The sequence below is a fragment of the Bariatricus sp. SGI.154 genome, from assembly GCF_050313795.1.
Classification (GTDB): domain Bacteria; phylum Bacillota; class Clostridia; order Lachnospirales; family Lachnospiraceae; genus CAMBRQ01.
On sequence record NZ_JBNPMC010000015.1, the window covers coordinates 24,788 to 47,328 of the forward strand.

At 44.6% G+C, this 22,541-nt stretch carries 21 protein-coding genes; 4 read left to right on the forward strand and 17 right to left on the reverse strand.

The window, feature by feature from the left end:
- Positions 1-108 precede the first annotated feature (108 nt).
- Positions 109-1,203 (forward strand): pyridoxal phosphate-dependent aminotransferase, encoded by a 1,095-nt coding sequence (locus tag ACQRBN_RS08595; RefSeq protein ID WP_427738594.1) that lies wholly within the window; start codon positions 109-111, stop codon positions 1,201-1,203.
- A gap of 107 nt (positions 1,204-1,310) precedes the next feature.
- Here ACQRBN_RS08595 and ACQRBN_RS08600 read toward each other — a convergent pair whose 3' ends face one another.
- From ACQRBN_RS08600 to ACQRBN_RS08630, 7 genes are all read right to left on the reverse strand, one after another.
- A complete protein-coding gene (locus ACQRBN_RS08600; protein WP_427738595.1) occupies positions 1,311-1,655 on the reverse strand; it encodes a cupin domain-containing protein in 345 nt (114 codons plus the stop codon).
- A gap of 181 nt (positions 1,656-1,836) precedes the next feature.
- Positions 1,837-3,822: an FtsX-like permease family protein gene (locus ACQRBN_RS08605; RefSeq protein ID WP_427738596.1), complete on the reverse strand. Its 1,986-nt coding sequence runs from the start codon at positions 3,820-3,822 to the stop codon at positions 1,837-1,839.
- Positions 3,815-4,582 carry an ABC transporter ATP-binding protein gene (locus ACQRBN_RS08610; RefSeq protein WP_427738597.1) on the reverse strand — a complete coding sequence of 256 codons (768 nt, stop codon included), beginning with the start codon at positions 4,580-4,582 and terminating at the stop codon, positions 3,815-3,817. The genes ACQRBN_RS08605 and ACQRBN_RS08610 overlap by 8 nt, the downstream gene beginning before the upstream one ends.
- A gap of 114 nt (positions 4,583-4,696) precedes the next feature.
- Positions 4,697-5,722: a sensor histidine kinase gene (locus ACQRBN_RS08615; protein ID WP_427738598.1), complete on the reverse strand. Its 1,026-nt coding sequence runs from the start codon at positions 5,720-5,722 to the stop codon at positions 4,697-4,699.
- Positions 5,710-6,393 carry a response regulator transcription factor gene (locus tag ACQRBN_RS08620; protein WP_427738599.1) on the reverse strand — a complete coding sequence of 228 codons (684 nt, stop codon included), beginning with the start codon at positions 6,391-6,393 and terminating at the stop codon, positions 5,710-5,712. The genes ACQRBN_RS08615 and ACQRBN_RS08620 overlap by 13 nt, the downstream gene beginning before the upstream one ends.
- Positions 6,394-6,560: 167 nt before the next feature.
- Positions 6,561-7,211, reverse strand: coding sequence for a cell wall hydrolase (locus ACQRBN_RS08625; RefSeq protein ID WP_427738600.1), 651 nt, complete (start codon positions 7,209-7,211; stop codon positions 6,561-6,563).
- 170 nt (positions 7,212-7,381) lie between these two features.
- Positions 7,382-7,819: an RNA polymerase sigma factor gene (locus tag ACQRBN_RS08630; RefSeq protein ID WP_427738601.1), complete on the reverse strand. Its 438-nt coding sequence runs from the start codon at positions 7,817-7,819 to the stop codon at positions 7,382-7,384.
- Positions 7,820-7,921: 102 nt separating this feature from the next.
- Between ACQRBN_RS08630 and ACQRBN_RS08635 the strand changes: the two genes are divergently transcribed.
- Positions 7,922-8,395: a hypothetical protein gene (locus ACQRBN_RS08635; protein WP_427738602.1), complete on the forward strand. Its 474-nt coding sequence runs from the start codon at positions 7,922-7,924 to the stop codon at positions 8,393-8,395.
- Positions 8,396-8,714: 319 nt separating this feature from the next.
- Here ACQRBN_RS08635 and carB read toward each other — a convergent pair whose 3' ends face one another.
- The 3 genes from carB to ACQRBN_RS08650 all read right to left on the reverse strand — a co-directional run bounded on the left by carB (position 8,715) and on the right by ACQRBN_RS08650 (position 14,450).
- Complete coding sequence (gene carB / locus ACQRBN_RS08640) at positions 8,715-11,939, reverse strand: carbamoyl-phosphate synthase large subunit (protein ID WP_427738603.1); 3,225 nt, start codon at positions 11,937-11,939, stop codon at positions 8,715-8,717.
- Positions 11,940-13,010, reverse strand: a complete 1,071-nt coding sequence (locus ACQRBN_RS08645; protein WP_427738604.1) for a carbamoyl phosphate synthase small subunit — start codon at positions 13,008-13,010, stop codon at positions 11,940-11,942.
- A gap of 219 nt (positions 13,011-13,229) precedes the next feature.
- Positions 13,230-14,450 carry a transglutaminase domain-containing protein gene (locus ACQRBN_RS08650; protein ID WP_427738605.1) on the reverse strand — a complete coding sequence of 407 codons (1,221 nt, stop codon included), beginning with the start codon at positions 14,448-14,450 and terminating at the stop codon, positions 13,230-13,232.
- Between the two features lie 86 nt (positions 14,451-14,536).
- Here ACQRBN_RS08650 and ACQRBN_RS08655 point away from each other — a divergent pair, with 86 nt between their 5' ends.
- Entirely contained in the window at positions 14,537-15,802 is a 1,266-nt protein-coding gene (locus ACQRBN_RS08655; RefSeq protein ID WP_427738606.1) for a peptidoglycan-binding protein, read from the forward strand.
- A gap of 123 nt (positions 15,803-15,925) precedes the next feature.
- Here the strand turns inward: ACQRBN_RS08655 and ACQRBN_RS08660 are convergent, their stop codons facing one another.
- The 5 genes from ACQRBN_RS08660 to ACQRBN_RS08680 all read right to left on the reverse strand — a co-directional run bounded on the left by ACQRBN_RS08660 (position 15,926) and on the right by ACQRBN_RS08680 (position 20,022).
- Positions 15,926-17,089, reverse strand: a complete 1,164-nt coding sequence (locus ACQRBN_RS08660; RefSeq protein ID WP_427738607.1) for a hypothetical protein — start codon at positions 17,087-17,089, stop codon at positions 15,926-15,928.
- A 39-nt stretch (positions 17,090-17,128) separates the two neighbouring features.
- Positions 17,129-17,455 carry a hypothetical protein gene (locus ACQRBN_RS08665; protein ID WP_427738608.1) on the reverse strand — a complete coding sequence of 109 codons (327 nt, stop codon included), beginning with the start codon at positions 17,453-17,455 and terminating at the stop codon, positions 17,129-17,131.
- Positions 17,456-17,489: 34 nt separating this feature from the next.
- Positions 17,490-18,416: a DMT family transporter gene (locus ACQRBN_RS08670; RefSeq protein ID WP_427738609.1), complete on the reverse strand. Its 927-nt coding sequence runs from the start codon at positions 18,414-18,416 to the stop codon at positions 17,490-17,492.
- Positions 18,413-18,601, reverse strand: a complete 189-nt coding sequence (locus ACQRBN_RS08675; protein ID WP_427738610.1) for a hypothetical protein — start codon at positions 18,599-18,601, stop codon at positions 18,413-18,415. Before ACQRBN_RS08675 ends, ACQRBN_RS08670 begins: the two co-directional genes overlap by 4 nt.
- Before the next feature lie 179 nt (positions 18,602-18,780).
- A complete protein-coding gene (locus ACQRBN_RS08680; protein WP_427738611.1) occupies positions 18,781-20,022 on the reverse strand; it encodes a threonine/serine ThrE exporter family protein in 1,242 nt (413 codons plus the stop codon).
- Positions 20,023-20,492: 470 nt separating this feature from the next.
- Between ACQRBN_RS08680 and ACQRBN_RS08685 the strand changes: the two genes are divergently transcribed.
- A complete protein-coding gene (locus tag ACQRBN_RS08685) occupies positions 20,493-20,909 on the forward strand; it encodes a hypothetical protein (RefSeq protein ID WP_427738612.1) in 417 nt (138 codons plus the stop codon).
- An 87-nt stretch (positions 20,910-20,996) separates the two neighbouring features.
- Here the strand turns inward: ACQRBN_RS08685 and ACQRBN_RS08690 are convergent, their stop codons facing one another.
- Together ACQRBN_RS08690 and ACQRBN_RS08695 are read right to left on the reverse strand one after the other, a co-directional pair.
- Positions 20,997-21,626 (reverse strand): ABC transporter ATP-binding protein, encoded by a 630-nt coding sequence (locus ACQRBN_RS08690; protein ID WP_427738613.1) that lies wholly within the window; start codon positions 21,624-21,626, stop codon positions 20,997-20,999.
- Positions 21,616-22,539 (reverse strand): oligopeptide/dipeptide ABC transporter ATP-binding protein, encoded by a 924-nt coding sequence (locus ACQRBN_RS08695; protein WP_427738614.1) that lies wholly within the window; start codon positions 22,537-22,539, stop codon positions 21,616-21,618. The genes ACQRBN_RS08690 and ACQRBN_RS08695 overlap by 11 nt, the downstream gene beginning before the upstream one ends.
- Positions 22,540-22,541 lie beyond the last annotated feature (2 nt).

Here is a 22,541-nt window from a genome sequence, read left to right on the forward strand (position 1 = left end):
ACGAAAATATTGTTATAATTTGTTTTTTTGAAATGAATGTAAAGATACATGTACAAATTATCAACGAAGATGATTAATATGGATAAAACCAAGAAAGGATAGATGATTATGGGAAAGAAACCGGAATTTCATGGGAGTGACTTGGAGAAGATTGCAGAATATTATCATATTTCTACGGAAGGAATTGTCAAGTTTGGGGCAAATGTGAATCCGTTGGGGCTGTCCGAGAAGGTGAAGGATGACCTGGCCAGGCATCTGGATGTGATCAGCAGTTATCCTGACAGAAATTATACGAGTCTTAAGGAAACAATAGGGGCGTATTGCCACACTTCGCCTGAGTATATTGTGGTAGGAAATGGGTCAACGGAATTGATTTCACTTTTAATTAGCCAGCGTGCTCCTAAAAAGGCTCTGGTGCTCGGACCGACTTATTCGGAATATGCAAGGGAACTGTCGTTGGTTGGCGGAACTATTTCCTATTATAATCTGAAAGAATCTAATGATTTTATTCTGGATGTGCCTGATTTTATCGGTGCTTTGACGAAGGATGTGGAACTGGTGATTCTCTGCAATCCGAATAATCCGACTTCTTCAGCAATCTGCCGAAATGATATTGAGCAGATTCTGAAAGTTTGCAAAGAGAAAGGTATCTTTGTGATGATTGATGAAACTTACGTGGAATTCGCTCCTGACATCGATAAGATTACAGCGGTGCCACTGGTAACTGAATATGATAACTTTATGGTAATCCGCGGGGTTTCTAAGTTCTTTGCTGCGCCGGGGCTTCGTTTTGGATACGGAATTACCAGTAATCAAGAATTTCTCACCACCCTTCTTACACATCAGAATCCTTGGAGTCTGAACAGTGTCGGGGCCTATGCCGGGGAATTGATGTTGAGGGATCAGGAATATATTCAAAAGACCTGGAAACTGATCGACTCTGAACGAACACGAATCTATCAGGAGTTATGTGATATAGACGGATTGAAAGCATATCGTGCTTATGGGAACTTTATGTTGGTTCGGATATTGAAAGAAGGGATCACTTCTTTTGATGTGTTCGAGGCCGCGATTAAAGATAAAATGATGATCCGGGATTGTTCTTCTTTTGAGAGCCTTGATGGGGAATATGTGAGATTCTGCTTTATGATGCCGGAAGATAACGAACGTTTGGTAAAGTGCTTGCGCCAATCTCTTAAGTAGAGTATTGATTCAGGATTTTCATTTGCAGATCGCATTTACAAAACAGGCTTGCATAGATATTGGATTGATTTTATACCACTATCTGTGCAAGCCTGCACTGCAACACATTATTTCTTTAAAATCATAGCCACAAAAGACAGATCCTCTGTTCCTGTGTTCTTAAGTCCGTGTCCATCGCCATCTTTGCAGAAGAATACATCCCCTAGCTCTGCCGGGATTGCCTTGCCGTTATCGTCATACATGCCCGTTCCCGTCAGAATGTAATAAGTCTCAGTCTCTCCATGATGCTCATGGTGTCCCAGTTCACAGTTCGGCGGCAGAGTTACTTTGCTAAACATCTTACAGTGCTCCCCCAACTCTTCCGGTCCAATCAACGCTTCTTTCATAATATAGCCCGCGCCTCCATTTACGCGCTCTACCTTTACAACTTCTCTTTCTCCAGCCTTTGTCATTTTACATTTCCTCCTGTTATACACTGTTTATAGGGGACGGGGTTGTTGCAATTTCCTCCGTCCCCTGTCTTCTATATTAACAATACATCGAAAGAAGCGTAACTGTCAATAAGCAGTTGGGTACACCCCATTTTACAATTTGGGACGTAATAAAATACACTTTTACTACATCCCCAGTTAATTAATTCACAATCTTGTAGTACTCTCTTGCGGTCAATATAAACACAATTCCGTAGAATACTGCGAATACCGTCACCGTCGCTATTGTACATCCAAGGAACAACGGCACATTCACAAGATTCAGTACCGCCAGCAACTTCGTCACTACCTTGAATGCCACCGTAATGTGAATCACAGCCACCACTAACGGCAGGAAGAATACAGTAAGCACCTGGCTTCGAATGGAGCGTTTGACTTCTCGCTTGCTCATTCCCACCTTCTGCATAATCTGGTAGCGTTCTTTATCGTCATAGCCTTCGGAGATCTGCTTATAGTAGATGATAAGCACGGTCGCCATCAGGAACATAATGCCCAGATAAATACCGATGAACAACAAGCCTCCATACAGACTGTAGAATCCTTCTCGATTTAGTTCCCTGCCTTCACAGAAGCCAGCCTCCACTTCGTTCTCAATTCTGTTCTTCATAGTATCCATCACTTTCAGACAGTCTTCTTCTTTGCCTTCCAAGTCAAAAGTCTCTTTGTAGGTAATTCCCGTCATCTGCGCCACCCAGTCTTCTTGCATATCACTGTCAGCATAAGTATCATTTAATATCTCCTGTATTTGTGCGCGGTCCGGAAAGATTACGTAATAACTATTAACCACACTCGAATTATTCTTTGGCTCCAGTTTAAGACTATCTAATTCCTTTACCACCTGATAATTCTTTTCCCCGATACAAACTATATCTTTTCCATAAGCCTCGCCTGTACAATACACATAAACTTCATCTTCTCCCAAGACTGCGCTCTTCCCCTCAATCTGATTATAATCTTCCACTGGAATCATATATAATTCGCAAACATCCGTATTAGAATAATCTCCATTTTCTTCCAGACTAAATCCATCCTCTTTCTTGACTGCAGTCACAACTCCCTGATGATATTCCAAACGGTTCTTCGTTTTCACACCAGCCTTCTTAATCTCTTCCTCTATAATCTGATGAACCTTCTTCTCTGACTCCGGCGTTGCTATATTAGTCTTAGCGACAAATTCCTGCGGAAATCTTGTATACAGCACATCATTCATTCCCACATACAGCGATATCGTCGTAGATATCATCACCAACACCATCGTACTTAAGATACAGATATTCGCAAGCCCCACCGCATTCTGCTTCATACGGTAGATCATACCGGATACAGAGGTAAAATGTTTCGTCTTATAATAGTAATTCTTATTCTTTCGAAGCCCCTTAAGAAGGGCAATGCTCCCCGCAACGAACAAGGCATAAGTTCCTAATATAACACAGATCACTGCCACAAAAAAGTTCGTGATCGCAGACAGCGGCGCTTCTGTTGTAAGGGCAATATAATAGCCAACGCCAAGGGCAGCCACACCAAAAATCGTCAACACCCATTTGGTCTTCGGTTCTTTTTCGCCCTGACTGCCTCCATGCAGAAGTTCAATCGGATTGGCAAGTTTAATCTGAAGCAGATTATAAATCAATGTCAGAACGAAGATGCCAACAAACAGAATCAATGTATATCCCAATGAAGCAACTGATATCTCAAACTTCATCCCTACATCATAATGCAGAAGTTTCAGCAAGATCAAATACATCAGTTTACTGAACACAATACCTCCGCCTATTCCGACACCAATGCTCACCACCGCCGTAATCAGCGTCTCAATCAAAAGCATCTTTGCAATATGCCGTTTCCCCATACCAAGGATATTATATACCCCAATCTCTTTCTTCCTTCTCTTAATCAGAAAACTGTTCGTATAGAATAAGAAAATCACTGCAAATACTATAATCACGCCTACGGCACATAATAAGACTGATTTCAGATTCCCATCTCCTACACTGGCATTCCTGGAGAGCGCATCCATAATGTAATACATCATCACCGTCAAAATCGCTGTAAGAATGTATGGAACGTAGGTCTTCCGGTTGTTCTTCAAATTCGTCACTGCAAGTCTTGAATAAATAGAACTACTCACCCCCGTCACCTCCCGTAGTCAGCACCGTCAGCGTATCCGAGATTTTCTGATACATCTGCTCATTGGTAAGGTTGCCTCTATATAATTGATGAAATACTTCCCCGTCTTTGATAAATAATACCCGTTTCGCATTGCTTGCCGCTTTCACGCTATGCGTAACCATCAGAATCGTCTGTCCTTCTGCATTAATCGTGGTAAATAGATTCAAAAGTCCATCTGCCGCCCTGGAATCCAGCGCCCCCGTAGGCTCATCTGCCAGGATCAGCTGAGGCTTGGTAATCAGCGCTCTCGCCACTGCCGCGCGCTGCTTCTGTCCTCCGGACACTTCGTATGGATATTTCTCCAGAAGTTCCAGGATTCCCAGTTTCTCTGCAATCGGCTTTATCTTCGCTTCCATCTCTTCGTATTTCTTTCCGGAAAGCACCAGCGGAAGGAAGATATTATCCTTAAGAGAAAACGTATCCAGAAGATTAAAGTCCTGAAACACGAACCCCAGGTTCTGCCGCCGGAAAGCAGCAATCTCCTTTTCTTTCACCGCACTTAAGTCCTTTCCTTTCAGGTACACTTTACCTCCGGTCGGCTTATCTAGTGCCGCCAGAATATTAAGCAGTGTCGTCTTCCCGGAACCTGACTCTCCCATGATCGCCACATATTCCCGCGGCTCCACGGAGAAATTCACATTGCGAAGCGCCTCTACCTGATTACCGCCGAATCTGGTCGTGTATATTTTCTTTACATTTTTTACTTCTAATAGTGCCATGTAACATTCCGTCCTTTCATTCGCTGTCTCTGTTGTATCTTTTTTACAAGTCATATTATATGAAATGAGGAAATGTCTTTCCATTGATTCAGGTGACATTTCCTCTTCTTAATCTTACATTTTTGAAATATTCCGTTCAAGCGCCAGATACACTTTTGTTCCCCTGCCGACCTCAGATTCGATCCAGATCTTATGCCGTAATTTATCCAGCACAGACTTGCACAGATACAAACCGATCCCGGTTGATTTCTTATCCTTTCGCCCGTTATATCCGGTGAAGCCTTTTTCAAATACTCTTGGCAGGTCTTCCGGCTGTATGCCGATTCCGGTATCTTCTATTATAAGCAGTTCTCTCCCTTGATAAGCATTCTCTCCCTCTTCCAGATAAATGGATATGCTGCCCTTCTTCGTATATTTCAACGCATTAGAGAGAATCTGCTCAATAACGAAGACCAGCCACTTCTCATCCGTCAGAACCATTTTCTCCAAAGGGCTATAATTCAACTTAATCTTCTGTAAGATGAACATCTGGGAATACTTGCGGACAGCCTGCTTCACGATCGAATCCAGTGAGTATTGCTCGAAAGACAGATCCGACGACAGTTCTTCCATGCGCAAATACGCAAGCACCATCTCCACATACTGTTCCACCTTGAACAACTCCATCTTCATATCTTTGGAATAAGACTGTTCCTCTGGATGTTCTTCGTCATACGTCTGAATCAGTACATGCATCGCCGCAATCGGCGTCTTAATCTGATGCACCCACATACTATAATAATCGGTCATTGCCTGTCTGGATATGCGATTAGAAGATTCCATCTCCAGTTTCGTTTCATAGAGAGTTACCACCATCCTCTGATACTCCTCCTCCAAAAGAGTCGCAGGATTGCCCAGAGACTCCAGCCCTGAACTCAGTTGCCGTTCTGCTTCCAGCAGTTTATTGTAACGTCTCACGTAGCGGATAAAATCCACTACACCATATAGAACCAGCCATATCACAGACAAAAGGAACGCATAATTCACAGCATCCGTACGGATATCATATAAGAAGAAAATCACGAAAAACACGCCTATGAACCCTGCATAGAGACAGATATCTTTCATATGTTCTTTTAAAAATGCCTTTACAATCCGCATAATTCCACCATATATCCAATTCCTTTTTTCGTCCGAACCATAGAGCCAAGCCCCATAAGTTCCAACTTTTTCCGAAGTCTTGCAACATTCACCGTCAAAGTATTATCATCAATGAACTCGTCACTCTCCCAGAGTCTTGTAATAATTGCATCTCGGGATACAATCTTTCCTGCATTTTCCATCAGTATCTGCAAGATCCTGAACTCATTCTTAGTCAGTTCCATCTTCTGACCATGATACGCTACCGTTGCATCGCTTAAATTCAGCACTACGCCATGATACTCCATCACATTCATCGTTCCCTGGAACGAATAAGCCCGTCTTAAGATTGCCTGCACCTTGGCGGTCACCACATTCAGATCAAACGGCTTCTCAATGAATTCATCACCGCCCATGTTCATTGCCATAACAATATTCATATTGTCATTCGCAGAAGACAAGAAGATAATCGGAATCTTGGACACCTTTCTGATCTCCTGGCACCAGTGGAAACCATTAAAAAACGGAAGCACAATATCCAGAAGTACCAATTGCGGATCATATTCCAGGAATTGTTCCAGTATATTCTTGAAATCTTCTATACATCTCGTCTCATAATTCCATTTTTCCAGATGTGAAGCAAGGGCATTGGCAATGGTTGCATCATCCTCAATAATCAATATCTTATGCATAATCTTCTCCTTGGCTTTTTCAAATACAGTGTACAAGATTTTTACATTTATGTGTACTATTTTTGATATTTCTTCAGAAAATTTCAGAAATTCTTAACAGATCGGGGACGGGGTTTTTTTCAATTTCCCCCGTCCCCGATTCGATTTGCCGTGTCCCTTTTTGAATTCTAATGAAAATAATGATCTCCTATCTTCATTCCATATCCGCCCTTATCAAAATACAGGCATCCTCCCACAGGATTCGCTCCTGCAAGTGCATCGGCTGCCGCCTGCATGGCTGTCGCCGTATATCCGCCGGAATTCCTTACCTTGTCCAGCCATCCGGTAGATGCCGGGCCAAACTGCCCGTTCTGATAGATCACTTCTTCAATACTATTCGGATAGACTCCGCTGTTCACACGATTCATAACTACCGCGCCAACTGCAACCTGACCTTCATATGGCTGGTTTCCCGCCTCGCAGAAGATGATGGATGCAAGAAGTGCCTGCTGCTGTTCTCTTAATGCCTGTGCCTCTCGTTCTGCCTGTTCCCTTGCAGCCTGCTCCTTTGCTTCCTGCTCTCTTCTTGCTGCTTCCTCTGCTGCTTTCTGCTGACTTGCTTCTACTGTCTCTACTGCTGTCGCTACGAATTCCACCGGTGCAGTCTGCAAAGCATTCATCTGTTCGTCAGTTGCTGCAACTTCCGCACTGCTGACAATACTTGTTACCTCCTGAGTTTCCGGCTGCAAAGAGGCTGCCTGGCTGGTGAATCCCGCCGCCATCAGAGAACATGCCGAAAAAAACATGAACATCGAATTCAGTCTCTTATTTTTTATCATCAATTTTATACCCTCCTATAATTGCAATGTTTAACATTGTTTTAATAAAGTATATTCAACTTTTTTCAACTTTATTACAATTATTACGAATTTGTTACAATTCACAACGAAGGGTATCTTAACATACCTTTTTAAGTCTGTCAACAAAAAAGTTGCTTTTATTTACGTTTTTAAATTGCTTCACGCTTACAATATGCTCTTACCGTCAGCCACAGGAATACAGGAACTTCAACCAATTCTGCCGCTACCATCAGATAAGGAGTCCAGATAACTTCCGATTCTGTCCGTGCATATCCCATCTCCTGATACTCCAAATCTTCCATTTCTTCTTCCGGCAAGACATCCTTTCGCTTCCTCCACATGTCCGCACATGTATTTGCTGCCACTATATATAAGAATGCCCGGAATCTTCCCTGGTTCTGATACCTGGGAAAATACCTGAATACCTTCAGAAATGTCTCCTGTACTGCATCCTTTGCCGTCTCTTTATCAGGGCAATGATAAATGCAGAATCTGAAAATATCACTGTAATACATAGATACCAGTTCCTCGAATCCGGAAGCATCTCCCTTCTTTATCTGTTTCAATAGTTCCTTTTCGCGCGTCAAGATTCTTCCTCCTAAGTCTCTCTAAAGGGCGTCCCCTATATAAGATAACGCATTATGAGGGTGAAATGATTAAAATATGGGAATTTAGTTCTTGAAGAGTATATGTGGAGTGTACGGCAGAAAGGGACAGTATGGCAGTTCATATCCGACTCCAATCGCCTACAATTCGTAGGTTCAAAAGAGGTCTGGAATCAGGAATCGAATGTAATCGTCGGAGAAAATCTGAAAGATTTTTCCGACTCAGACATTCTTGAATTCTGTGCTTGTGGCACAGAATTCATCCTGATTTCAGACCTCTTTTTTACCAACGGATTGTACGGTTCTTCTACGGATATGAACTGCCATACTACCCCTCTCTGCCTGACATTCTTATGTGTAACTCTTCATGAACGGAGAGGATTCCTGGCGGGGATGTGGGAGGAAGGGTATGGGATGGGTAACAGATTAGGAGTGGAACGGATTTATATTCATGAAGTAAACAGGAATTTCGTGTTTAAGACACAGATTAATGAAGGTAATATGCTTTGTCTGCAATTTTTTGTCATTGTATATAGCAGATGTACTTTTCTAAATTAGTTGACAGGTATGCGCATAGACCGGCTTATGATCTGCACTATATTACATACCGTAAGGCGAGTTTTTCTACGCTAAGGTATGTAAATCCACTTTTCCATATAGATACCAGCCAACACCGTTCCACACCCATCCTCACCAGGAATCCCCCACAGTTTATAAAGAGTTCCCCCCAAAGAATGTCAGGCATAGAGGGCAGATGGGACGGTTCCATGCCTCTCTTGAACTTACGGCTTGTAGGCGACTGATCCCGGTGTGGAACCACCCCATCTGCCCTCTGTGCCGTCCACTCTTCATCCAACTCTTACTAAACTAAATTCCCCTATATCGTCGCAATATCAATCAACGCCAATTTCTTAATATCCGTATTCTCCAGACTGGTAATCAATGCCTCTGCCGTATCAATCGCTGTCAGCACATTCACACCCGTCTCGATCGCATTTCTGCGGATCACGAATCCATCTCTGGATCTGTCTGCTCCCTGCGGCGGCGTATCAATAACCAGATCAATCTTATGACCAAGGATCAGATCCATAAGATTCGGAGATTCCTGCTCGATCTTATTAACCGCATTTGCCTTCACTCCGCCTGCCTTCAGTGCCTCTGCCGTACCCTTTGTCGCAAAAATACGATAGCCGATCTTCTCGAATCTACGCCCAATCTCTACTGCCTCTTCCTTATCCTCATCACGTACAGTCATAATCATATTCTTGTACTTTGGAAGTTTGATACCTGCACCAAGGAAAGCTTTATAAAGCGCCTCGTCGAACGTTTTAGCGATACCCAGACATTCTCCCGTAGACTTCATCTCTGGTCCAAGGCTGATATCTGCGCCACGGATCTTCTCGAAGGAGAATACCGGCATCTTTACAGCAAAATAATCTGCCTCTGGCTGCAATCCCGGCGTGTATCCCAAGTCTTTGATCTTGCTTCCAATAATTACCTTCGTTGCCAGCGGTACAATCGGGATTCCCGTCACCTTGCTGATGTATGGAACCGTACGGCTGGAACGCGGATTCACTTCGATGACGTATACATCTTCTCCACACACGATAAACTGAATATTGATCAGTCCGATTACATGCAGTGACTGAGCCAGTTTCTTCGTATAATCCTCAATCGTACGCTTCGTCTTCTCAGAGATACTCTGTGCCGGATATACGGAGATACTGTCACCAGAATGGATTCCGGCACGCTCAATATGCTCCATAATGCCAGGAATCAAGATATCCTCGCCGTCACATACGGCATCTACTTCAATCTCTTTCCCCTGCAGATACTTATCTACCAGAATCGGATGATCCTGTGCAATCCGATTAATGATACCGATAAATTCATCAATATCGTGGTCATTAATTGCAATCTGCATTCCCTGGCCTCCAAGCACGTAAGAAGGCCGAACCAGTACCGGATATCCCAGTCTGTTCGCAACTTCTTTCGCCTCTTCTGCGGTAAATACGGTGCCTCCGGTCGGTCTTGGGATTCCACATTTCTCCAGAATCTCATCGAACAGCTCACGGTCCTCTGCCGCATCAACATTCTCTGCAGAAGTTCCAAGGATCGGCACCCCCATCTTCATCAGAGACTCTGTCAGTTTGATCGCCGTCTGTCCGCCGAACTGCACAACTGCTCCATCCGGCTTCTCCAGATCCACGATGCTCTCCACATCTTCCGGTGTCAGCGGCTCAAAATACAATTTATCCGCAATATCGAAGTCAGTACTAACCGTCTCCGGGTTATTATTTACAATAATCGTCTCGTATCCTTCTTTGGCAAATGCCCATGTACAATGTACGGAACAAAAGTCGAACTCGATTCCCTGCCCGATACGGATCGGTCCTGAACCAAGCACCAGCACCTTCTTCTTGCCAGAAGTCTCTGCCACCTCATTCTCACTTCCAAATACAGAATAATAATAAGGTGTCTCGGCTGCGAATTCTGCCGCACAAGTATCAACCATCTTATAAGAAGCCGTAATTCCATACTCATGTCTTAAGTCATGAACCTTACGCTCATCAAGACCAGTCAGTCTCGCGATTACATTGTCCGGGAACTCCAGACGCTTCGCTTCTTTCAAAAGTTCCTTATCAAGTCCAACATTACCTGCTGCAACCTTCGGCGCGCATGCCTTCAGGGACTGCTCCATCTCTACCAGAATCGCAATCTTATCAATGAACCATTTATCAATCTTCGTAATCTCGTGAATCTGATCATAGGAGATGCCGCGGCGGATTGCCTCCGCAATCTTCCAGATTCTCTGGTCATCTACTACTGCCAGTTCCTCTAACAAATCCTCTCTTGATAAATGAGAGAAATCATAAGACAATAGGCTATCCACATGCTGCTCCAGAGAACGAATGGCTTTCATAAGAGCCCCTTCAAAATTATCACAGATACTCATAACCTCTCCGGTCGCTTTCATCTGCGTGGTCAGCGTACGCTTCGCGCTGATGAACTTATCGAACGGAAGTCTTGGTATCTTTACAACGCAGTAATCCAGCATCGGCTCAAAACTTGCATACGTCTTCTTAGTAACTGCATTCTTGATCTCATCCAGCGTATATCCAAGTGCAATCTTAGCAGCAACCTTGGCAATCGGATATCCCGTCGCCTTAGAGGCCAGCGCAGAAGAACGGCTGACACGAGGGTTCACTTCGATCACACAATATTCGAATGTCTCCGGGTGCAGCGCATACTGAACATTACACCCACCAGTAATATTCAACTCACTGATGATATTCAGCGCAGAAGTACGCAGCATCTGATACTCCTTATCCCCAAGAGTCTGTGAAGGTGCAACAACGATACTGTCACCAGTGTGCACACCAACCGGGTCAATATTCTCCATATTACATACGGTAATGCAGTTGCCATTGCTGTCACGCATCACCTCATACTCAATCTCTTTCCATCCGGCGATACAACGCTCCACCAACACCTGTCCAACACGGGACAGACGAAGTCCATTCTCCAGAATCTCCACCAACTGAGTTCTGTCATGGGCGATACCGCCGCCGCTCCCGCCCAAAGTATATGCCGGACGAAGCACAACCGGGAATCCAATCTCCTCTGCAAATCTGATACCATCTTCCACAGTCTCAACCACCAGAGATGCCGCACAAGGCTCACCGATCTTCTCCATAGTCGTCTTAAATTCCAGACGGTCTTCCGCCTTCTTAATTGTCTCAGAAGTCGTTCCGATCAGACGCACATTATTACGCTTCAGGAAGCCATTTTCCTCAAGTTCCATAGCAAGGTTCAAAGCGGCCTGTCCGCCCAGGGTTGGGAGGACGCTGTCCGGCTTCTCTTTTAAGATCAACTGTTCTACCACTTCCACCGTCAGAGGCTCAATATATACGCGGTCTGCAATATCCTTATCCGTCATAATCGTTGCCGGATTGGAATTCAGAAGAACAACTTCAAGCCCTTCTTCTTTCAGGGAACGACAAGCCTGCGTTCCTGCGTAGTCAAACTCTGCTGCCTGTCCAATGACAATAGGACCGGAGCCAATTACCAATACTTTTTTAATATCTTTATTTCTAGGCATTTATCTCGCTCCTTTCATCATATCCATAAAACGATCGAACAAGTAACCGGAATCCTGCGGTCCCGGGCATGCTTCCGGATGGAACTGCACGGTGAAGATGTTCTTTCCTTTATATGCCATTCCTTCATTGGTTCCATCATTGACATTCACGAATGCTGCTTCTGCAATCTCCGGATCAATCGTAGATGCATCCACTGCATAGCCATGATTCTGTGAAGAAATATATACACGGTTATTGCTTAAGTCCTTCACCGGGTGGTTGCCTCCGCGGTGTCCGTATTTTAATTTATAAGTCTTTCCACCATTTGCAAGAGCCATCAACTGATGTCCCAGGCAGATCGCAAAAATCGGAATATCTGTATGGTATAACTTCTTGATTTCTTCAATAATAGATACGCAGGTTGACGGATCGCCAGGTCCATTGGAGAGCATGATTCCGTCCGGATTAGATTCAATGATTTCTTCAGCAGATGTAAAAGCCGGATAGACCGTCACTTCACATCCTCTCTGATTCAGAGACTTGGCAATATTATTCTTCGCTCCGAAGTCCATCAATGCAACCTTCGGGCCACTGCCTTCTAAGACATATTTCTTATCACAGGTAACTTTAGAGACTACATCCCCCACCACATAAGATTTCAGTTTCGGAAGAATCTCTTCAAGATCGTAATTCTCATTCGTAGTAATCATTCCGTTCATCGTACCCTTCTCGCGAAGAATCTTGGTCAGCGCGCGGGTATCAATTCCGGCTATTCCCGGAATATCCTGTTCTTTCAGGAAATCCTGAATACTGCCTTCACAACGGAAATTACTTGGCATTCTGGATAATTCTCTTACGATATAGCCATCCGGCCATGCCTTCTTCGATTCCATATCCGGCGTAATTCCATAATTGCCAATCAATGGATAGGTCATCACAACGGCCTGTCCGGCGTAAGAAGGGTCAGTTAATACCTCAAGATAACCTGTCATTGAAGTATTAAACACAATCTCGCTAATCATATCTCGTGTCGAACCTATACTGGTTCCCGTAAAGACGGTTCCGTCTTCCAATATAAGAAATGCTTTCATATATTCACCTATTCCCTTCCTGATTATTCAAGACCAGGTATCTTCCCCGTAAAAAAGGCAGTATGTGCATGCACAACTGCCCCCTTCTTATCATACATGTTTTAAGACACCCTCGTCTCCACAAATTGTAAAGATTATACTACAAAATCTTTCTTTTTTCAACTATGCATTTACACAACTTTTTCTACTCTTTTCGGAAATTTTCAGACATTTTCTTTTTTACTCATACTGCCAATAAATTGTAATCTTATTGAGTTCCGGCTCATCCATATACTGATACTTTACTTCCGTAAGTCCATACCACTCCGCAAGATTCTGCGCCGCACTCTTCACTACGTTCTGAAACACGTCATCATGTGCCTGCCCATAGACTCCACCGTCTGAGAACTTCAACACCACCGGATTCCCTTTTGCCGCAATCACCTCATTCATCCTCTGAAGCACCGTATAACTGTCATAAGTATCATAATACATACCATTCATTACATAGTAGTTTCTATCTGATTTCGTACATGCCGGAAGTTCCACATCTGCATCCGGCGTATGATTCTTAAGAAGTTCCGCATCATTACAACACATATAATCATAACTGATATTCTGCAGACGGTTCACCTCTTCTCCCTCTGCTGCCTGGAAGACCGGATCTCCCCATGTTGTATCCACATAATAATAGTCTCCATCACACATAACCAGATTCCATGCATGATTCTGTCCGCCGCTGGTCGTTCCGGTTACATACGTACAGAATATGCCAAGCCGTTCCAACAGATACTGCGTTGCCTTCGAATACCCCGCACAGACGGAACGATGATTGCCAAAAACACTATAGATATTCTGATTATCCGAAGCATCCAGATCATAATCTACCGTATTCACAATATATTCATAGACATACAGAATCTTCTGATACTCTGTATCTTCTGCCGATATACCAGCCAGGCATTCTGATACGGATACCTCAATCTCATCTTGCATTGCCGCCCTTGCCACCTCATCATATGCATAGACAGGCTTCAACACCGTATACGGCTCATCCCCTTCATACGAAGTGGCTGTTGCCGTGCCATCGCACCAGAAAACCTCCGGAAAATCCTTCAGCACATACTGAAGCAGTCCATTAGCCCTATCGGCATCCGAAGCATGGATATATATCTCTGATACATACTCCTGTACTCCCTGAAGAATCTCCTGATATGCCTGCCGATCTTCTTCTCCTAACTTCTGATAATAATATTTGCCGGCAAATACTTCCTCCGCAATTACTGTCTTCTGATAGGGAATCTCCTGCGGTTTCTTAAGCTCATCTTCAATTCCCCGAACCATCCCCGATCCCAGACCAGTGGTATGCAGCAATACAAGTGCTGACATTCCAATGCATATCACACACACCAATACTATAATCGTATGTATACAGCCTCTTCGTCTTCTCTTTCTCTTCATGAACGCTCCTTTATTATACAATCTTAGTAACGCTTTCTTTACATTATCATATCATAACTGTAAGAGAGTTTCTATGAGGTACTTCTATGAATGATATGAAAGCAAGTCAGTCAGATACCCCTGATAAGGGCAGACTGCAGATCAATATTACTTCCGAAGTCAATGCATACCCGGTAGCAGATGCCACGATATCCATCTCATACACCGGCGTTCCCGACAGCCAGCTAGAACAGCTTACCACTGATTCCTCCGGTCAGACGGAGGCCATCGAACTGGATGCTCCTCCTTTGGACTACAGCCTGAATCCTGACATCGAAGAACAGCCCTACTCAGAATATACACTCCAGATAGAAGCCCCGGGATTCGAACCTGTCAGCATTGCCGGCGCGGAGATCCTTCCTACCGTCACTGCCATCCAGAACATAGCCCTCAGACCTATGGATACCACGCGTCCCTCTGAGGAAGTATTCGTTATCCCTGCACATACATTATATGGAACCTATCCGCCGAAAATACCGGAAGATGAGATTAAGCCAGTAAGCGAGACAGGCGAGATCGTTCTAAGCCGCGTAGTGGTCCCGGAATACATTGTCGTCCATGACGGAAGTCCACGGGATTCCACTGCTCAGAATTATTATGTCAAATATAAAGACTATATCAAGAATGTGGCATCCAGCGAGATCTATGCCACCTGGCCCGCGAATACGATTCGGGCGAATGTGCTTGCGATTATGTCATTTACTTTGAACCGGGTATATACGGAGTGGTATCGGAATCAAGGATATGATTTTACCATTACCTCTTCTACTGCATTCGACCACAAATGGATTCCGGAACGTAATATATTCAATACAATCTCTGTTATCGTAGACGAACTTTTTGCTGATTATCTCTCACGCCCGAACGTACGCCAGCCAATCCTGACACAGTATTGCGACGGCAGACAGGTGCAATGTCCAAACTGGATGACACAGTGGGGATCCTGTTCCCTAGGCGAGCAAGGCTACTCCGCCATCGAGATCCTGCGCTACTATTACGGCGAAGACATGTATATCAATACCGCAGAAGCCATCTCCGGCATCCCCTCTTCCTGGCCGGGATATAATCTGACCAAAGGCTCTTCCGGTGACAAAGTAAGGCAAATGCAGGAACAGCTTGCCGTTATCTCCAGTGCATATCCTGCGATACCAAGAGTTACTGCAGATGGAATCTTTGGTCCTGCAACGGAAGCAGCCGTTAAAAAATTCCAGTCCGTATTCGGTCTTCCTGCAACTGGGATCGTAGACTATTCAACCTGGTTTAAAATTTCCGAGGTATACGTGGGGGTGTCAAGAATCGCGGAACTTGTTTAGCACATTTCATCCATAACCTACAGGATCTGCCACGTGCGGTTCCCTTCGGATGCTATGGCAACTACTACGGGCGAAGGAACTTCCGTTTCTCCGCCCGCTAATACAATTATACGCTTCTGCAAATCACAAATTTTCTAACTTCCTTTTCGCATTCTTGCTTCCATGCTCTGCCGCTATCTTAAGCCAATACATACCCTTTTCAGGATCACTCTGTGGGGTCGCCTCATCCATATACAGAACACTGCACAGATACGCAGATTCAACATGCCCTCTCTTTGCCGCCCGCAGAAACCAGCGCAACGCTTCTGATTCATCCCTTTGGGTTCCTTTCCCGATTTCATACATACAGCCGCATTCAAACTGGGATTCCGCATGTCCCTGTGCTGCTGCTTTCAGGAACCATTTCAATGCTTCTGCATCATCCACGGCAGTCCCCTGTCCTGCCTGGTACATCGTCGCCACACCATACTGTGCCTCCATATAACCGCCCTCTGCAGCTATAAGCAAAGATTCAAATGCCTTCTTAAACTTTCTCTTTTTATACAACTCCAATCCTTCGCGGTACTCATCCTCAACAATGACCTTAATACTTTCGAGTTGTCCGATATATCTCACTGCTTGCATGCGCTCCTCTTCTGTTTCCTCACGTCTTTGTACCATGCGAATATATCCGTACTTGCTATTCACATTTCCGTTTTCAGCAGAGAATAAATAATATCGAAGCGCCATATCCAGATTTTCCTCAACTCCCTTGCCCTCCTCATACATCCAACCCAAAGCATTCTGTGCATCTGCATATTTCTTTTCTTTAGGAGAAATATGATCACATACATACTTCAGCAGTGGAAATGCCTGATCATATTCAAAAAGCATGTACAGATCCATTCCCTGCACATAACATTCATTCAGATTTAATTGCTGCTCCTTTTCTTTACTTTCCACCTTCTTACTTATTCCCGGCTCTTGCTCTGTCTGCACTTCCTTCTTCGGTTTCGGTTTTGCTTCCTTTTTTGGCTCTGGTTTTACTTCCTCTTTTGGCTCTGGTTTTACTTCCTTTTTTGGTTTCGACTTCGCCTCCTTTTTTGGCTCTGGCTTCACTTCCTCTTTTGGCTCTGGCTTTACTTCCCTCTTTGGTTCCGGCTTTACTTCTTTCTTTGGCTCAGGTTTTTGCCTTGGCTTCCGTTTCTTCTTGGAATTTACAGCCACACTTTCTTTGTTTTTTTCCTGCTCGGCTGCCTTATTATTGATAGCAATAACGCCATCTAATACTCCCTGTATCGCTGCCATATATACACGCCCGACGTATATGACAAGTTCCTTCGCATCCTAATACGCAGCAGTGATAAACGCATCTTTCACGCCACTTTGACGAACACCACATAATCCCTTAAATGGGACTTTCTTCACTTTACTGCTGCGTAATTTATCAAAATCCGAGCCATATAATCCGTCTATTGCCAGAATATATCCCCCTTTTCCACTTCCCATAAGAGTCGTATCCCATATGCCAACAATATCGCTTCTGCTGCATACACTGCCATAAGATGCTAATGCGTTTTTAATCACCTTTTCGCTCAACTGAACCTCTGGTTTAAACCTGGCACCATTCTCTGCCGATACTTTCTTCATTAATTCAGATAACTGTTCCCTCATTGTCTTCCTCCTTTTCATTTTACTCTTCTCTCTATCACTTCTCCCCACGGTTCACCATCACAATCCCGATACATACCAAGAGAAGCGCCACTAACCCCTTAAGTGTAAATGCTTGGTTCTTTTCCCCAAGCAACAAAGCCGAGAGGATCACGCCAATAATCGGATTGGCGAATCCGAATACCGCCACTTTCCCCACCGGATTGTACTTTAGCAAAATGCTCCATAGTGAATAGGCTACCGCCGAGATCAGTCCCATATAGATCAGCAGAAGCGTCGATACCCCTGTAAATCCAGTCACCCTTCCTCCGCAGATCCATCCAATCATAGACAGGACAATCCCGCCAAAGAAGAATTGATATCCACAAAGCGTGAACGTATCCTCCCGGCTGGAATACCCCTTTATCATCACCGAAGAAAGTGCCGATGCAAATGCCGACACAAGCATGGAACCTTCTCCTGCCAAAGACAGATTCATATCCATCTTCCCTCCGGTCAGATTAATGAGAATTACTCCCGCAAATCCAACAAGGCAGCCTAAGAATTTCCCGACAGATAATCTTTCCCGAAATACCAAAACTGACAAAAATATAGCCAGGAATACGTTAGACGCCGTAATAATCGAAGATTTTACCCCTGTCGTATGTGCCAGTCCCATATAAAAGAAAACATATTGGAATATCGTCTGCACTGCCCCCAGTTTGATTACCATGAACCACGAAGATGATTTCGGTCTCATAAAACTTTTCTTTAGAAAACTGCCAATCAGGATCACCATCACACCTGCCAGTGTAAACCTGTATCCCGCGAACAGCATCTGGGACATCGTATCCTCTCCCTGAATGCCAAAAAGCCTGTATCCAATCTTGATACTTGGAAACGCGCTTCCCCACAATGTGCAGCACAAAAGCGCAACCGCACAGACAACCAGCGGTTTTTTTAATATATGCGTATCTTTCTTCATCTTATAAAGCCATCCTTATTGTTATTTTGCATAGAGTCCTCCGGCTGCTCATCCGCTTCCTTTTCAGGCGGAATCACTTGGATTCCCTCCACCTCGAATGTACTGATCCACGGATATTCCATATAACGAACCACAATCTGCTCCTCTGTCCGTACACCTTGAGCAGGATAATACACCTTCCCCATCACACTCTCATCACAATGATATCCCCGGCTAATATAATACTCCTTCTTCTTATCAGTAAAACCTACTGATACCTCCGTACGCGGAGGCGCACATCAACTGGTATACAATGTCGCGTCCAGAACAATATCTGCAAATCCCAGTCTTTTCATATAGGCAATCGCATTTTCATTCAACTCGATCATAAGGCTTTCATCCTTTCCCCCACATAACGGGTCGCAATTTCTACCAGCAGGAAACCAAATGCAATCGCAATACAAGTCTGTCCCAATAAGATGGTCTGCTGTTTCGCTAATGCATAATCTGCCTGCACAACTCCATGCATCATGTAAAACAATGTCGCTCCCGGAATCACCGGCATGATCGCAGTCGTCAGAAAAATCGTCGATGGTGCCTTGTGGAATCTTGACATCGCATACGCATATGCCGCTACAAAAGTCGCGCCTGCCATAACTGCGGTAAAACTGTTCCCATTAAAATGCTGTACAAGCAGATAACAGCCGCAGTTAATCAGCCCGCCAATCCCTGCATAGACGGAATGCAGAACCGACGCCTTAAACATCATTGCGAATCCCATGCTCGCCACACCGCAAGTAACCAACTGCACAATAATACTCGGTGCAATATACATCTCATACATATCTCCCTCGAACAGAACCATAGCAAGACCCGTACCACACGCAATCGCTATTGCACCCAGACATGCATTGGCTACATTCAATATCCCTGACAGATAAGCCCGATTCAAGATATCTCTGATTCCATTCGTTACGCCCAGCCCGCTTATCAGTACCATGTTAAGTCCCAGTACGATCCGATCCGGGTGATGTCCAAGTCCCAACTTAGCAACTAAGAATACCGCCGCCGAGGACAAAAAGGCGATGATAATGTTATACACTACAAGGTTCTGCTCTTTCTTTTCAAGCATACTGCCAAAATATACTTCTATCAACGCGCATATGAGAATTCCGACAATGGTATCTGCCAGATCACAGCCAAAATACACGCCGAACCCAACGCCGCCCAGGATTGCCGACAAGTATTTCTGATACATAGGCTGCGGCTTACGGTTCATGACTTCCTCATATTTCTCACGGATCTCTTCCACTGATGGAGTATTCCTGCATATGTATCTGGACAGATTATTCAGATAGTCCAGTCTGTCATAATGAAATCCCGTCCTGTGTACTCTCCTGACCTGCGTGATATAATGCCCGCCTGTCGGTCTGATCGTCGCCTGAATGTTGCTCTGTATTACGAATACACTGCACTGCTCCACATCATAACTTTCAATCATCCGATAGATACTGTCCTCTGCACGATCCGTCTCCGCACCGCTTTTTACCATCTCTTTTCCGATGTTCAGAATTTCATTTAATAATAATTCATAATCCATGCCACATATAGGTTCCGATATCCTCAAAACGTTCCCCCCTTCGCATTCCCAATATTAACAGATCGATAATCCTGTCCTTCCCAGAAAACTCTATATTGTCCATATCGGAACAATATAATTCTCCGCTCCCCTTCGGCTTTTTTTATTGCACTTCCATATTAGCCGAATTCTTCTGTTATCGCAACTAGTTTTAGGCTGTTTCATTATATTTTTCCAGTATCAACTCCCTAATCTTTAATCTGGGCAAGCATGAAAAACGATGGTGCAGTCACTACCATTATGGGACTCGACCGTTCCATCCGCTGGTGAAATAACACCGTGCTTCTGTTTATGATGATATAGTCATCCTCTTCTTGTAGAGTGCAAAAATAGTCGAATTTTGATAGTTTTTGCACTTCAGTGCATAAACTTCAAAAAGCGCGTTAGGTGGCACCCGCAAACAGGTCTTTGATAAAACAGGGGAACATTATGAGCTTCGTGAGGTTTTCGATGCTTATATGCGATTTGGAGGAATGCCGGGTATTGCCGATGTAGGATTAGACCAAGAAAAAGCATGGGTGTTACTTGAGGGCATCTACTCTACCGTAATTATAAGAGATATTCTTGAACGGGAAAATCGCAGAGGACAAAAAAGAATCACAGACTCTGTTCTCTTGAAAAAGATTGTCATGTTTCTTGCAGATAACATCGGAAGCAGTATATCTGTCTCCTCTATTGGAAACACTCTGTTGAACGAAGGACTGCTCGAAGATGGCAATCGAAAAGGAACACCTCGTGCTCATACAGTTCAAGCCTATGTAAATGCACTGCTGGAAGCATATGAGAAGATAGTTCTTTCCATGAATACCGGAATGGATTCTTCCTATGATGGTATAAAATCCATCAATTTAATTGACTGGCTGATTTCAGAATAAATACTATATCTTTATGTTAACATTGGGGCTGTCTTACAGATGATAATTCTGTAAGGCAGCCCTTCCACATGTCTGTATGATTAATCACTATAACACGTTAGCCGGATTCTCTTCCACCAACTCCTCGAATCTCACCACTCTCGTACATATCCTCTCTGCCAGTTCCATACGATGTGTCACAACCAGAAGCCCCAGTTTCCTTCGCTCTGCCATCTTAAGCATTACATCCCAGATCTGTGCCTGCGTGATCACATCCAGCATCGCAGTCATCTCATCCGCAATCACGCATCTGGTCTTAGGACTCATAGCCCTTGCGATACAGAACCGCTGCAACTCTCCTCCCGATAATTCTGCCGGGTATCTGGACAGCCACTCCTTCTCAATTCCCATCCACTTAAGCAGTTCCTCCTGCGGCTCCCAGCCTTCCGTCAGTGTCCGACTCAGTTTCCATCTGGGATTCACCGCTTTCTCCGGATGCTGATAGATGAGTTGTACCGGACAATACCCTTTCCTTGGAAGTGGTTTTCCCTCGAATAAGATGGTTCCGCTCTCAGGCTTTAAGTAACCCGCCAGGATCTGAGCCAGTGTACTCTTGCCGCATCCGGACGGTCCTACAAGCGCAACCCGTTCTCCTGCATCCATCGTGAAGTCCACATGTTCCAGTATGCTTCGATTCTTCCTATAAGAAAAACAAATATCCTTTGCCTCAATCAGCATGAATACAGCACACCTCCCCTCCGCGCAAAGTACGCATCGGAATCTCCCCCAGACATTCCTCCGTCTTATACAGACATCGGGGCGCAAACAGACAGCCACCCGGAATAGAACCTGCATATGGCTGTGTACCTGGAATCGGCTTGAATCCGTTCTGTGGAAGTGCCTCCCACAATGCCTTCGAATAGGGATGCCGAAGTGCTTCCGGTCCTCTGCCAAAATCCTCTGCCAAAGCCGTCTCCACCGTCGTTCCTGCATAGAATATCGCAATCCGGTCTGCATACTCAAACGCAAGATCAATATCGTGTGTGATCAGAATGATTCCCTTCCCCTCATCTGCCAGCGTCCGAAAATTGCTCATGGCTTCTTCTGCCATAGCCTTACTCATCCCGGGTGTCGGCTCATCTGCAACAATCAGTTTCGCATCCCCGATTACCGCCGTAGAGACAAGAACCCTTCGCGCCATGCCTCCGGACAGTTGGAAAGGATACAGTTCTTCCACTTCTCTTTGAAGCCCATAACGCTTGAATGCAAGCCTCTGTTTTTCCTTCGTTCCTCTTACTCCGACCACCTGCTTTCCCGTCTTCATCAGTGGGTCAAGATACTCCACAGACTGAGGTACCAACGCAATCTCCCGTCCCCGAAGCCGCTGCTGCAATTCTATCGTCATCGGCTGTCCATAATAACGCATATCGCCCGTTACCGATGCATTCTTAGGAAGAATTCCCAAGACAGTGCTTGCCAGCAGACTTTTCCCAGAACCGGAAGAACCCACGATCGCCAGGATCTCTCCCTCATCCACATGGATATTCAGATTACTGATTACTTTTAAGTCTTTCTGCTCCAATCCTTTCTCATACATACGAAAAGATACGGACAGATTCTTAATATCCAATATAGGTTCCTTATGTTCCATCT